The organism is Leifsonia sp. Leaf264 (assembly GCF_001422325.1).
Taxonomy (GTDB): Bacteria; Actinomycetota; Actinomycetes; order Actinomycetales; family Microbacteriaceae; genus Orlajensenia.
In genome coordinates this window covers 24,259-36,781 of the sequence record NZ_LMMR01000005.1, presented here as the reverse complement: position 1 = coordinate 36,781, position 12,523 = coordinate 24,259, and the positions used below count along the sequence as shown (strand labels likewise).

Sequence of the window (12,523 nt, the reverse complement as noted above, 5' to 3'; positions counted from 1 at the left end):
CGGGACCGGCCCGCTTTTCCGTCCCCTGTTCTGGGGCCACAGGCTACCTATGCCGATGGAATAGAAGCGCTAGATTCTTGTTATACCTACTATGCCGATGGCATACAAAAACTTGAGAATCCGCACATGTGGGTACCAACAACAGAAAGGGAAGCCGTGACCATCACCTTCCACAGCAAGGATCACAACCACCACGTGATCTCCTCGCTCACCGAGTTCACCTTCCCCGCAGGCGAGAAGTTCATCAAGGGCACCCTCCGCGACACCGAGACCCCCGCCTACCTGATCATCCGCGGCACCGACGCCAACGACTACATCACCGCACGCCTCTGGGTCGAAGCCGCCCGCGCGCAGCGCCCCGACGCCAAGCTCACCGCCATCGTCCCGTTCCTCCCCGGCGCACGCACCGACCACGACGTCCCCTCCGGCGCCAGCGCCTACGCCGAGCTCATCAACATGATCAACGCCGACAACGTCGTCTGCTACGACCCGCACTCGCCCGTCATGCCCGGCTACATCGAACGCCTCACCGTCGTCGACTCCACCCGCATCGTCCGCCAGTCCGTCGTCGGCCGCGCCGACCGCGACAGCATCGCCCAGCGCTACGACGGCATCATCGCCCCCGACGCCGGAGCTGTGAAGCGCGCCACCGCCGTCGCCGAAGCCTGCCACCTGCCGCTCTACCAGGCCCACAAGCACCGCAACGGCCCGAGCGGCAAGCTCGACGGATTCAGCGTCGACCCGCTCCCCGAGACCGGCAAGTTCCTCGTTGTCGACGACATCTGCGATGCAGGCGGAACGTTCATGGGGCTCGCAGAAGCCGCCGGAATCGGCAAGGACCGCCTCGGCCTGTACGTCTCCCACGGCATCTTCACCGGCCAGGCAGCAAACCTCGCCGACTACTTCTCGGAGATCTGGACCACCGACTCCATCGGTGACAACCGTCCCGACCGTCCCGAGTTCAAGATCATCCCGCTGAACGCCACCCTGATCAACGCCGTCACCAACTAAGGAACCCACGAACATGACGAACACCATCCAGACCATCGCCCCGCGCATCACCGCCCCCACCCCGATCGCCGCTCTCATGGCCGCCGACGGGTACAAGCTCGACCACCTCCGCGCCTACGGCCCGGGAGTCACCCAGATCCTCATCAACTGGACGAACCGGTCCAACCACCACCTCCCCGAGGCGCAGCACGCCGTCGCGTTCGGCCTGCAGGCGTTCTGCCAGTCCTACCTCACCGAGGCGTGGGCACCGTTCTTCGCCGCCGACGAGGACTTCGTCGCCAGCGAGTACGAGCGCGTCCTCACCGGCTACCTCGGCCCCAACGAGATCGGCTCCGCCCACGTCCGCGCGCTCCACCAGCTCGGCTACCTGCCGCTGATCATCCGCGCCGTCCCCGAGGGCACCCTCCTCCCGTTCGGCGTCGCCGCCCTCACCATCGAGAACACCCTCCCCGAGTTCTTCTGGCTCCCCAACTACATCGAGACCGCCCTCAGCGCCTCCATCTGGCACCCGGCAACCACCGCGACGATCTCCGTCCTGTTCCGCGAGCTGTTCGAGGCGTGGGCTGAGCGCACAGGCGGCGACCTGACCGCCATCGACTTCCAGGCGCACGACTTCTCGATGCGCGGCCAGACCAGCATCACGTCCGCTGCAGCCAGCGGCGCCGGCCACCTGCTCTCGTTCCTCGGCACCGACAGCCTCCCGTCGATCGACTTCATCGACCGGTTCTACCCCGGCGACAACGGCTGGGTCGCAGCGTCCGTCCCCGCCACCGAGCACTCCGTCATGTGCCTGCGCGGCCAGGACGGCGAGCTGGAGACCTTCGACCGCCTCCTCGACCTGTACCCGACCGGCATCGTCTCCGCCGTCTCCGACGGCTACGACTTCTTCGGCGTCCTCACCGAGATCCTCCCGCAGCTCAAGGACAAGATCATGGCCCGCGACGGCAAGCTCGTCATCCGCCCCGACAGCGGCGACCCGGTGGACATCATCACCGGCGAGGTCAACTTCATGGACGAGGAGCCCCAGAACCGCAACGCGGCCCTCGCCACCTACGAGCAGGCCAAGGCCACCGGCACCGTCACCAACGAGCAGAAGGGTGCCATCGAGATCCTCGGCGACCTGTTCGGCTACACGATCAACGCCAAGGGCTTCAAGGAGCTCGACAGCCACATCGGCCTCATCTACGGCGACTCCATCACCCTCGACCGCGCCCAGCGCATCTTCGAGCGTCTCGAGGCGAAGGGGTGGGCATCCACCAACGTCGTGCTCGGCATCGGCTCGTTCACGTTCCAGTACCAGACCCGCGACAGCCTCGGCAGCGCGGTCAAGGCCACCTGGGCTGAGGTCGATAGCAAGCCCGTCGACATCCAGAAGGATCCGAAGACCGGCGGCGGCAAGAAGAGCGCCAAGGGCCGTCTCGCACTCACCCGCGACGAGAGCGGCGAGATCGTCATGATCCAGCAGGCCACCCCCGAGGACGAGGCGAACAGCCTCCTCCAGCCGGTGTGGGTGGACGGCGGGTTCGTCACCATCCAGTCGTTCGCTGATGTCCGCGCCACCCTGAAGGCGGAGCGCGCGGCGCGTGCCGCCCGGAACGCCGCGTGACAACACCAGCTGAAGCCGCAGTAGCGGACCTGATCGCCGAGCGCGACCGGGTCCGCTCCTTGCGGCGCGAAGCGTTCGCTGTGGTGCGGGCGTACCTGGAGCAGGAACGCCAGTTCACAGGACAGATCACCGCCCTGATCGCGGGGGAGCTCGGCATCCCCAAACGAGATGTTGTCCTCGGACACCACGAATGCCCGACCTCACCCACCCGTCAGTGCGTCTACAACGACGCCGACGACTCCTACTGGGATGATTGCGTGTACTGCCACCAGCCGTCGGAGAGGAAGTAACTATGCCCCAGCCACTCATCTCCATCGACGTCGTCCCCGTCCGGTTCAACCGCGACACCCGACAGGTCGAGGTCATCCTCGGCCGCCGCGCTTTCGAGCCGGCGCTCGGCCAGAACGCCCTTCCCGGTGTGCTGCTGGACAGCAACGAACGCCTCGACGAAGCTGTCTACCGCGCGCTCCGCGACAAGGTCGGCATCACAGCAGGCGCCGTGCTCACGATCGGTGACGTCGGCGTGTTCGACAACCCCGACCGCGATCCTCGCGGCCCCACCCTGTCGATCACCAGGTACGCCATCATCAGCCCGGACTTCACACTTCCCGACACCGTCACTGTGGCCGCCGTGCCGCTCCTTGACGCCACCGGACTCCCGTTCGACCACGACTCCATCGTTCGCCAGGCCGCGCAGGTCATCCACGACAAGCTGTGGTCAGACAGGGTCCTCACCGTGACGCTCCTCGGCCAGGAGTTCACCACGTTGGACGTCGCCGACATCACCGACAGCCTCACCGGCGTCAACGGCGGCTCACCCGTGAACCGCACCTACCTGACCCGTACCCTGTCGCGGATCCCGTGGGTGGTCAAAGCCGACGCCGTCCGCGTCGGAAGCGGCCGAAACGCCAACGGGTGGCGGTTCGCCGTCGGATAAACGCCGGCCACACACCTAGGCGGTATGGAAAACGACAACAAGCTCACCGCCGCCCAGGCAGCACGCCAGGATGTCCGCGCCGGCGACGGCACCTACTCCGCTTACGCGAACACCGCCACGGCCACTGAGGTCATGGACGCTATCAAGCCTGCACCTCCCATCCAGTGCAGCCTCCACGAAGCACCGGACTGGACCGGAGGGTACGAGCAAGCCGGCGTCTACCAGCACGCCACGATCGTCGAGTCACCCGTCGGCGGCCACGGCCGCTGGAACGACTACTGGGTCCAGTTCGACGCCAACGGAGGCTACATCGAAGTTGTCCCGCAGCTGTTCGGCCTGGACCGGCTGCCCGAGGACGAGGACGAACTCGAGAAGCAGGAGATGCTCCGCGAGTTCGAGCTCCCCGAAGGCGCAGAAACCGACCGTCTGTACATCGGCACGGAGAACGACCGGCTGAACGACAAGATCCAGCTGCAGTACGCCATCACCCTCGACCCGTACCGCTCTCTCGCTGAAGAGGCGGAGAACCTCGACCCGGAGACCCGCAAGGAGATCGAGCAGGAAGTCCTCGCCGCACTCCACGCCAACTTCGACAACATGAAGGTGGACGTCCAGTTCGAATCCAGCGACACCTGGGACGACCTTCAGATCTTCTTCAACGGCTCCGTGAACGGGACCCGCGACCTCGACGGCAAGGTGTCGATCCACACGAACCTGGCCATGGACGCACTGGAGGAAGACCCTGAGTACACGAAGTACCGCACCGAAGCCGGCGACATCGTCTCCGACGTCTTCGTCAAGCACGGACTGATCTATTAAGGCAGCTGCTCCGACAGGGCTGACGCGACATCGCTGGGTCTGGAACCAGCGCTGCTGAACATGATCGGCGCCGCCCACATCACATCGTGCGGCCCGAGCTGCTTCCCGCGGTCTGGAAGGTCGCCGTGGTCGTACACACGCACCCACCACTCGAAGTCGCATTTGTAGGCGAGGACGTCGCCGCGGCCGCGGTAGCCGGCACGGATCGCGGAGTGATGCTCCATCCGCTTGTGGCACGGGGCACTCACCCGTTCCGGGTCGCTTCCCGACGCCAACACCTGCAAGGTGCGTGAAATCGACACCACTGCGGCGTCATCGAAACTGACGACTGTGCTGTCGAGTGCAGGCATCCGGGCGGGCCCTTCCTTCGGGGTTCGAGCGATGCTACCAGCCAGCCGACGATTAGCTCGGCCACACACGTAGGGACTTGAACATGTCAGCGGGTCCGCCCGCCAAAGGAAAGGAACGACGTGACGAAGACCCAGGAGCAGCTCGCCCAGGAGCTCGAACAGCACCGCGACCGCGGCACCGGCCAGTTCGGTGAGCACGGCCACAGCGCCGCTGAGACGAAGCCGGGGGAGGTGACCATCCCCACCGAAGCTCAGCTCGCAGCTCTCGAGAACAACGCCGCGTCGGTGGTGCAGATGGCGGCGACCATGACCGCGTACCGCCTCAACAACCTCACCGACCTCACCCGCGCCGAACTGCAGGTGGCATCCGGCGGGCAGGCGAAGACCCTCATCATCAGCCACAGCTGGGACGACGAGAAGGACGCGTTCCACGTCACCCAGATCATCGGTCTGGACGGCACGATCCTGTTCGACGAGGACAACGCCTACGAGGACAACATCATCAAGCAGACTCCCGTCAACAAGATCGACCGTCGCCTCATCGAGTTCGGCACCGACGACGCCAGCACCTACTTCGAGTACCACTCCGAAGACCCTGAAGGCGGCAGCGACAACCTGTCCCTGGACCTCACCGTCTCCGTGACCCCGAAGAACTACAGCGTCGGGGACGCCCTCGGCATCGACGACATGAACGTCCACGAGGTCAACGGCATCATGGCCGCGACCGCGTACCGTCTCGGCCAGGTCGGCGGGTACATGGACCGCACCGAGGTTCACTACCGCCTCATCGAGAACCCGGAGCCCTACGGCTTCGACCGCACCCGTATCGAAGAGTTGGTGGAGAAAGCCGGCGGCGAGGACCAGTTCATCCAGCAGGTCATCGAAACCAGCTCCTGGGCCAGCAACCTCGACGACCAAGTCAGCGACCTGACCACGACCGCGGTCACCGAAGCGCTCGGATACGCGATCGACGAGATCGCCACCAACCAACTCTGATCGTCGTTGGGCAGGAGGGTCGCGCCACGGTGCGGCCCTCCTTCTGCATTCGCAGCAGTGGGGCTCGACTTACTACGGCCACTCAACCAGTGGTGCATCCCCGCGCACGTACAACGGATGCCGAGGGTGCCCGTCCTTGGTGACACCCAGAGCATGAAGCTGCGGTAGCAGCGCGACCGCCTGCGCCACGCGGGCGGGATCAGCGTTCGTGCCCCACCCAGCGACGACGGTGCCGGTCACGCCGGCGAATACCAGGTCGTTCTCAGGCCCAACAGGGTCCGCCGCAGCCAGCATCACCTTCGGATCCTTCGTCCGGAACGCGTAGAGGTTGAGGATCACCATCCCGCCGAACCCTTCACGCTTCGCGAAAGCAACACACCTCCGCAACGTCGGATCGAGCTCGACAGCATCGGCGGTGCTCGGGTTCAGCAGCACATACGTCATCGTCGGCAACGCCGGATCCCACACGCGAGTCAGCGTGTAGCGGTAGTCGCCGTCAATGTGCGCAGTGGCGGAAACGAACTCGGTCATCAGAACCTCCTCCCGGCAGATCCTATTCGGATGCGGCGACACCCGGAGTTCCCGGCCGCACACTTACGACCACATGGCCAAGAACGCGACAGGAACCGCAACGAAGCAGCCGCGCGCCCGCGACTTCGGGGAGCTCACAGCACCGGGGATCCCGTCAACGGTGTTCACCTCCTACCGCAACAACCCGGCCGAGATCGATGCGCTGGACCTGACCGGCACACCGATCTTCGACTACGACGGCCGTTCCCTGACCTCCGGCGAGTTCATCGAACCGGACCTGGACGGCCCACCCCTGCACCTCACCCTGATCAGCGTCGACCCGGACGGCCGGCAGCACTGGGTGTCCGCAGACCGCCGCTGCGAGACCACCGTCTCCATCACCGGAGAGACCCGCTTCTACAAGGATGACGAACTCCACCGGGACGGCGCCCCGGCGTTCATCCCAGCAGCGAACTCCGCAGACAAGCCGCAGTGGTTCATGCACGGCAACCCGGTCGCAGCACCCACACCTCCCGGCTCGAAATGGGCGAACGCCACCTTCGCCGATGGCATCCCGGCGACCGTCCGAACCGGACGCGGCTGGAGCACCGCAGACACGATCGCTGACACCCACGAGAAGCTGACCGACGCCATCAGCTACGCCCAGCAGATGGGGATCATCCGGCAGGACGCCGCCATCGACGTCACCTCGGGTGCCGACGAGGTGCACATCCACGTCCACCTGCCTGGCGGACCGCACCCGGACTCACCCGACTACTGGGAGCTGATGCGTCCCGTGAAGAACTTCGCCGAGTCGTACTCCCAGACCACCTTCCCCCGCGACACCAACGTCGCCGACAACGACCCGACGATCAACGTCACCTACAGCAACAAGGAGCTCAACTGATGCCTGGACCCAGCACCCCCAACCGCGGCGGAGCCCGTAAGGGCGCGCACGCTTCCTCCGGGGAGTTCTCCATCCGCACCCACGGGGAGCCGAACGAGATCGTCGTCGGCCGACACGCCAACGAAACTCCGATCGAGGTGGACCTGCAGCTGGAAGCTCTGTTCATCGAGCGGGAGAAGTCCGCAGCGCCGCTCGCGCAGCACTCAGACGCGGTGTTCAAGCACAACCAGGAGACGAAGTACCGGGAGGAGAACCCCGGCCGGCAGCGGAACCGCTGGGATGTCCTGACCGACAGCAGCCTCGAGTACCACACGGAGAAGATCGCCAAGCTTCAGGCGTTGGTCGACGACGTCGATGAGCGCATCAAGCCGCTCGACGATGAGTTCGACGCCCGCGGCGGATGGACCCGCGCTTTCCGTGTGCTGAACGGCAACGGTCACGTTCACCGCTCCCGCAGCTGCTCCACCTGCTACCCGACCACCCGGTTCGGCTGGCTGCCGAGCGTGTCCGGCATGGACGAAGACGAGATCGTCGACCTGGCTGCCGACATGGCCTGCACCCGCTGCTACCCGTCAGCGCCTGTCATCGACCTCTCCAACCCGCGGGAATGCAAGCTGGAGCCGGACGAGATGCGCATCGAACGTGAGCGCAAGGAAGCTGAGCGCGCCGAACGTGACCGCAAGAAGGCGGAGAAGGAAGCGAAGGCGAAAGCCAAGGCGATCGTCACCGCCACCGGCGAACCGATCTACGACGACTGGAACCGCCCTTTCAACAACGAAGTCACCGCCCAGTCCGCCGCTATCAGCGCCGTCGAGTCCCTCGTCTACTTCGGCTTCGGAGAGAACCCGCAGTACGAAGCCGGCAAGGTCCGGCTCGTCACCGAGGTTCTGGACGGCATCGCCGCCAAGCGTGAAACGACCACCGACGCCGTCATCCTCGAATGGAAGAAGAAGGTGTACCAGAAGGTCAAGTCAGGCCGCACCATGGACACCGTCGACTTCGCATTCGACAAGCTCGCACCTCGCATGGACCAGTACCGCGCGGAGCGTGCCCGTCTGCAGAAGCTCGCTGACGACACCACCGACCAGGATGCACGTGAGGCTGCACTCCACGTCCTGAACCTGCACATCGGTGCGGCGCGGCCTCCGCGCGGCTGGTAGGAGGATAGACGGCGATGGTCACCAACAACCCACAGAAGCACCGCCCAGCCGGAACACGCGACGCCGCAGGCGCCCCGGCTGGCGGCCAGTTCACCGGCAAGGACGAGCCGACCGCTTCGGAGGTCACCCTCGCTCCCGCTGACGAGTACGTCACCGTCCCATGCTGGAAATGCGGCGGGTCAGGCGACTTCGCGTACGGCGTCTGCTGGGGCTGCGAAGGGTCCGGCACGAACACGTACACCGCCGCTGCATACAAGCGGAAGCAAGCGGCAGCGAAAGCCCGCCGCACCGCCGATGAGAGACGGAACGACGCCCGACGCGACGCTCGCCTCGCCACGCTTCACGCCATGACCTGGGATGAGCTCCGCGACGACCAATCCGTCTCGAACCTGCAGAACCACGACGGCTCCTACAACGCTTTCGCGTTGAACGAGGACGGCACCACCAACCGGGACGTCACCGAATACGTGGACTTGGACGAGCTGACTCGCCGCATGTGGGTGAAGCTCCACCCGGAGAGCTGAGCTCGGCCACACACCTACGTGGCATGACCGAAAACCAGCCCACAGCCGCACAGCTCGCCCGCCAGAATGTTCGGGACGGAGACGGCAAGTACGAGACCTACGTCCCCACCGGACCCGACCAGGCCGTCACAGATGCGCTCACCCTGGAGGCTGACCCGCTCGACAGCATCGGCGGCGACCCCATCGACTTCGACACCGAAGGCGGCATGGCGTCGTTCCGTCCGGTGGAGATCGGTCAGGACGCAGACGTGTTCATGGCCGTCGACATCTCCCGCGACGAGGACGGCGGCGGCTTCTGGGTGGAGGGGCTCACCGAGTTCCGGTTCCTGGACTTCAAACCCGACAACCGAACCGCCGCCCAGTGGATCGGCGACCTCGACCGCAAGCAACCGGCTGCCATCGGGTTCCTCGAAGGCCGCTACGGAGCTTCCGTTGACCTGCCCGACTACGAGGACGAACTCGAGCAGATCCGGTTCACCGTCAGGCTCGAAGGACGCGACACGCTCACCCGTGAGCAGGCGTTCCACGCACTGTGGGAGCAGACCGGCGGTGTCCAGTTCCACAACGAATCCGACCACGGCACCTTCGGGTCCGAGAACCTCGGCCGGCTCCTCCACGAAGAGCTCGTCGACAGCATCGTCATCGGGGACCGGTGGGCAGTCATCAACGAAGCCGCCGAGATGGAGCTGGCCGACGCCATGCTCGACGTCAACGGGAAGGTCGGCGGCACCCGAGAGATCACCGACCCAGTCGCCGTCATCTGTGCCGGTGAGCTGCTCGCAATCTCAGCGGAGGACACGCCGGAGCTCCGGAAGCTGAACCGATACGGGTACTGCAACCAGGCCCGCGCAGCGATCGAGCTCGGCAAGATCTACGACTCGAACCCCACGAACAACGACGACCTCGCCCGTCTTCACATGCTCGGCACCTGGTTGGTCGCGAAACGGAACGGCCGCATCTGAGCGTTGAGGCGCCACACACCTACGTGGGTATGAACACACCAGACATCAACGGCTACACCCACGCCCAGGCCGGCGCCGTCAACGCCAACGGCGAAGCCGCCGGAGGCCAGTTCACCGGCAAGGTCGCACCACTCGAATCTGCGATCGGGTTCAACTTCGACGACCTGTCCACCGCCAACGCCGAATCGATCATCAGGCAGCGCCTCGTCGAGGTCGCCTCCCAGCACCTCCGCGCCCAAGTGCTTGCCGACGCTGTCGAGTCGGGCACCGCCGTGCCGGCGAAGCTGCTGATGGAGGACTACGACAGCATGTCCGCCACCGAAGCCGTGGACGCCAACGGCGAGCTGGTCATCAACTACCGGTACGAGGGCAACGACCACATCGCCGACTACCTCCGTACCCTCAACAACGACATCGACTCGTTCTTCCGAGAGGGCACGAAGCGCAGCGCCGAACTGTACGAACTGGACCTGACCGGCCCGGCGAAGTTCGCTGACGAGAACGAATGGACCCTCCTCCACTACGAACTCGAACGCATCAACACACGCATGTACAACGAGAACGCCACCGAGATCCGCGACACGCTCCGCGACTCCTTCGGCGACCAAGCACAGCGACTCGAACTGGAAGACATCACCGAAGACGGAAGCCCCTTCTTCATCGTGTCGGCCCTGCTCGACGCGGACGGGAAGCCCGTCGACGGGTTCGACCCGGAGGAGTTCGAGGAGCTCAACGACCTGACCGTCGCGCTCGACCGCGCCCTTCACTTCCTCGACACGCACGTAGACGACAAGGGCGACACCATCTACTCACTCAACCTGAACCGAAAGACAGGAGCGCCCACCCATGCCTGAAGACATCCACGGCAACATCCACAACACCGCCGGCACCATCGGCGTCGACGGCAAGCCCGCCGGCGGACAGTTCGGCGGGAAGCCCGGCGGACAGACCGCACCGGAGGTTGCCGTGTACGGCACACCGGAGCCCGTGACCGTACAGCTCGCTGGCACGGCCACGTTCCGCGGAGGCTGGGACCTTCCCGCCTACCCGGAGGAACTGCCTGAGCCGAAGGTCGACGGCGGCTACGACAACGGCCGCTGGGAGACCTACATCACTGTGAACGACAAGATGGTGTCGTTCTGGACGGACAGCCAGGACGAGCCATGCAACTCCATCCAGGACGGCATGACCCCGCACGCTGACCGTGATGTCGACGAGGAAGTGGAGGAACGGTTCCTGGAATGGGGCGACGCGATCCACAACGCCCTGGAGGCGGACATGTACGGTGCGGCCATCGCCTCGGCGGATGAGATCGTTGTCGCATCAGCGGTCAGCTCCATCCTGAAGAAGCCGGTCGTTCCCACCCCTGTCGCCCGCGAGTTCGACACCGAGGACCGTGACAACACCGACCTGACCGCCGGCGACACCATCATCGGTGACGACGGGCGTTCCGAACTGAAGATCCTCGGGATCAACGTGACCAACAACGGCGGATTCTCACCCGACTCCGCATTCGGCGACGACTACGTCATTGTCGAGACGGTGTTCGGCCCGATCCTCCTCGCTGCAGAAGGCAGCAGCCGGGTGAAAACGCGCAAGTAGCAGCATCAGCACCCCGAATAAGCCCGTCAGCAATGGCGGGCTTCTTTCGTTGTCCGACCTGGCCACCGACTGGGGCTTCGCCACATGCCAAACAACCAGGAGGTGCCCATGAGCGTGCACGAAGCAGGGGACACACAGGCGGACTACGACGACGGAAACGGCGTGTTCATCGCCAATCCAACGCTCAAGTGACGAAGGACACAGAAACCATGTCAGCAACCCATGCCCGGCTCGACTACGAGCTCGACACCACCCCGGACTACGTCGACGAGTACGACTGGCCGACATCCTCCATCGAAGCTGCAGCGCTCACCGCCCTCCCGAACGCGTGGACGTTGGAGCTCGACGACGTCGGCGGGCTGTACTGGGCTCCCGGAGTCATCCGCGACCGCGCCGGCACCGTCATCTGGGACGCAGCCACAGACACCATCGGACTCTTCAACCGCCTGTACGAGCAGATGGCCGCCGTCGACCCGACACGGCTGACCGCGATCCTCCCGCTCCGCGGCGCCGCCGACTAAGACGACCCAGGTCAGCGAACCGCGCGGCAAAACGGCACCCTGAAACAGGTGCCGCACACCTACGGAGTATGAGCAAGAATCCGAACCTCACCGCCACCCGTCGGCAGCTGACCCCTGCGGAGCTTTCCGACCTGGAATCCCGCCGCAACAAGCTCACCGGTACGTTCGGCGCCGGCACAGGCACCGCCGCAGCCATCACCCTCGACATCAACCCCGTCGACGCATTCACCGACGACTACGAGGCGATCGTCGCCGCCGCCGGAACCAGCTACAGCCCCAACGACCTCGGACTGGACATGTACGCCGCCGACGGGACCATCAACCCGGACCTCGGCACCGGCACCTACGACGCCGACGGGCAGCTCCACTCAGACAACGGCCCAGCGCTCATCCACCCGAACGGCACGAAGTCGTTCTACCAGCACGGCATCCTCACCAAGAAGGAGTTCACCGACGGCAGCTCCATCGCCTTCGACGAGCGAGGCTGGCCTCGCACCGGCGCCGCCCTCCAGTTCGAGGACGACGAGAAGCACTTCTACGCCGATGGCGAGCTCATCAAGATGCAGATGCCTGACGGATCCGTCATCACTCTCGGAGCGAACTGACGACCGACGGTCC

16 protein-coding genes are annotated in these 12,523 nt (G+C 65.2%); 14 read left to right on the top strand and 2 right to left on the bottom strand.

Features of this window, described 5'->3' with window-relative positions:
• Positions 1-156 precede the first annotated feature (156 nt).
• The 5 genes from ASF30_RS09150 to ASF30_RS09130 are packed head-to-tail and all read left to right on the top strand — an operon-like array spanning position 157 to position 4,373.
• Entirely contained in the window at positions 157-1,011 is an 855-nt protein-coding gene (locus ASF30_RS09150; protein WP_055905017.1) for a ribose-phosphate pyrophosphokinase, read from the top strand.
• Between the two features lie 13 nt (positions 1,012-1,024).
• A complete protein-coding gene (locus ASF30_RS09145) occupies positions 1,025-2,617 on the top strand; it encodes a nicotinate phosphoribosyltransferase (protein WP_055905014.1) in 1,593 nt (530 codons plus the stop codon).
• Positions 2,614-2,907, top strand: a complete 294-nt coding sequence (locus ASF30_RS09140) for a hypothetical protein (protein WP_055905011.1) — start codon at positions 2,614-2,616, stop codon at positions 2,905-2,907. The genes ASF30_RS09145 and ASF30_RS09140 overlap by 4 nt, the downstream gene beginning before the upstream one ends.
• A gap of 2 nt (positions 2,908-2,909) precedes the next feature.
• On the top strand, positions 2,910-3,554 hold the full coding sequence (locus ASF30_RS09135) for an NUDIX hydrolase (protein ID WP_055905008.1): 645 nt from the start codon (positions 2,910-2,912) through the stop codon (positions 3,552-3,554).
• A gap of 24 nt (positions 3,555-3,578) precedes the next feature.
• Positions 3,579-4,373: a hypothetical protein gene (locus tag ASF30_RS09130; RefSeq protein ID WP_055905005.1), complete on the top strand. Its 795-nt coding sequence runs from the start codon at positions 3,579-3,581 to the stop codon at positions 4,371-4,373.
• Here ASF30_RS09130 and ASF30_RS09125 read toward each other — a convergent pair.
• Positions 4,370-4,723 (bottom strand): hypothetical protein, encoded by a 354-nt coding sequence (locus ASF30_RS09125; RefSeq protein ID WP_055905002.1) that lies wholly within the window; start codon positions 4,721-4,723, stop codon positions 4,370-4,372. The genes ASF30_RS09130 and ASF30_RS09125 overlap by 4 nt on opposite strands.
• A gap of 120 nt (positions 4,724-4,843) precedes the next feature.
• Here ASF30_RS09125 and ASF30_RS09120 point away from each other — a divergent pair, with 120 nt between their 5' ends.
• Positions 4,844-5,719, top strand: a complete 876-nt coding sequence (locus ASF30_RS09120; protein WP_055905000.1) for a hypothetical protein — start codon at positions 4,844-4,846, stop codon at positions 5,717-5,719.
• 72 nt (positions 5,720-5,791) lie between these two features.
• Here the strand turns inward: ASF30_RS09120 and ASF30_RS09115 are convergent, their stop codons facing one another.
• Complete coding sequence (locus ASF30_RS09115; protein WP_055904997.1) at positions 5,792-6,250, bottom strand: DUF1643 domain-containing protein; 459 nt, start codon at positions 6,248-6,250, stop codon at positions 5,792-5,794.
• A gap of 73 nt (positions 6,251-6,323) precedes the next feature.
• Here ASF30_RS09115 and ASF30_RS09110 point away from each other — a divergent pair, with 73 nt between their 5' ends.
• The 8 genes from ASF30_RS09110 (at position 6,324) to ASF30_RS09075 (ending at position 12,510) form a co-directional block, all read left to right on the top strand.
• A complete protein-coding gene (locus ASF30_RS09110; protein WP_055904994.1) occupies positions 6,324-7,136 on the top strand; it encodes a hypothetical protein in 813 nt (270 codons plus the stop codon).
• Entirely contained in the window at positions 7,136-8,296 is a 1,161-nt protein-coding gene (locus tag ASF30_RS09105) for a hypothetical protein (protein ID WP_055904991.1), read from the top strand. Before ASF30_RS09110 ends, ASF30_RS09105 begins: the two co-directional genes overlap by 1 nt.
• Before the next feature lie 14 nt (positions 8,297-8,310).
• Positions 8,311-8,820 carry a hypothetical protein gene (locus ASF30_RS09100; RefSeq protein WP_055904988.1) on the top strand — a complete coding sequence of 170 codons (510 nt, stop codon included), beginning with the start codon at positions 8,311-8,313 and terminating at the stop codon, positions 8,818-8,820.
• A gap of 23 nt (positions 8,821-8,843) precedes the next feature.
• A complete protein-coding gene (locus tag ASF30_RS09095; RefSeq protein WP_055904985.1) occupies positions 8,844-9,782 on the top strand; it encodes a hypothetical protein in 939 nt (312 codons plus the stop codon).
• A 29-nt stretch (positions 9,783-9,811) separates the two neighbouring features.
• On the top strand, positions 9,812-10,636 hold the full coding sequence (locus ASF30_RS09090; protein WP_055904982.1) for a hypothetical protein: 825 nt from the start codon (positions 9,812-9,814) through the stop codon (positions 10,634-10,636).
• Entirely contained in the window at positions 10,629-11,384 is a 756-nt protein-coding gene (locus tag ASF30_RS09085) for a hypothetical protein (RefSeq protein ID WP_055904979.1), read from the top strand. Before ASF30_RS09090 ends, ASF30_RS09085 begins: the two co-directional genes overlap by 8 nt.
• Positions 11,385-11,593: 209 nt before the next feature.
• Positions 11,594-11,905 carry a hypothetical protein gene (locus tag ASF30_RS09080; RefSeq protein ID WP_157497120.1) on the top strand — a complete coding sequence of 104 codons (312 nt, stop codon included), beginning with the start codon at positions 11,594-11,596 and terminating at the stop codon, positions 11,903-11,905.
• A 68-nt stretch (positions 11,906-11,973) separates the two neighbouring features.
• Complete coding sequence (locus ASF30_RS09075) at positions 11,974-12,510, top strand: hypothetical protein (RefSeq protein ID WP_055904973.1); 537 nt, start codon at positions 11,974-11,976, stop codon at positions 12,508-12,510.
• The last annotated feature ends 13 nt before the right edge of the window (positions 12,511-12,523 follow it).

Coding starts and splice junctions, on each gene's coding strand:
- ASF30_RS09145 (WP_055905014.1), top strand. CDS start 1,025: ATGACGAACACCATCCAGACCATCGCCCCGCGCATCACCGCCCCCACC.
- ASF30_RS09135 (WP_055905008.1), top strand. CDS start 2,910: ATGCCCCAGCCACTCATCTCCATCGACGTCGTCCCCGTCCGGTTCAAC.
- ASF30_RS09130 (WP_055905005.1), top strand. CDS start 3,579: ATGGAAAACGACAACAAGCTCACCGCCGCCCAGGCAGCACGCCAGGAT.
- ASF30_RS09125 (WP_055905002.1), bottom strand. CDS start 4,723: ATGCCTGCACTCGACAGCACAGTCGTCAGTTTCGATGACGCCGCAGTG.
- ASF30_RS09115 (WP_055904997.1), bottom strand. CDS start 6,250: ATGACCGAGTTCGTTTCCGCCACTGCGCACATTGACGGCGACTACCGC.
- ASF30_RS09110 (WP_055904994.1), top strand. CDS start 6,324: ATGGCCAAGAACGCGACAGGAACCGCAACGAAGCAGCCGCGCGCCCGC.
- ASF30_RS09105 (WP_055904991.1), top strand. CDS start 7,136: ATGCCTGGACCCAGCACCCCCAACCGCGGCGGAGCCCGTAAGGGCGCG.
- ASF30_RS09100 (WP_055904988.1), top strand. CDS start 8,311: ATGGTCACCAACAACCCACAGAAGCACCGCCCAGCCGGAACACGCGAC.
- ASF30_RS09095 (WP_055904985.1), top strand. CDS start 8,844: ATGACCGAAAACCAGCCCACAGCCGCACAGCTCGCCCGCCAGAATGTT.
- ASF30_RS09090 (WP_055904982.1), top strand. CDS start 9,812: ATGAACACACCAGACATCAACGGCTACACCCACGCCCAGGCCGGCGCC.
- ASF30_RS09085 (WP_055904979.1), top strand. CDS start 10,629: ATGCCTGAAGACATCCACGGCAACATCCACAACACCGCCGGCACCATC.
- ASF30_RS09080 (WP_157497120.1), top strand. CDS start 11,594: ATGTCAGCAACCCATGCCCGGCTCGACTACGAGCTCGACACCACCCCG.
- ASF30_RS09075 (WP_055904973.1), top strand. CDS start 11,974: ATGAGCAAGAATCCGAACCTCACCGCCACCCGTCGGCAGCTGACCCCT.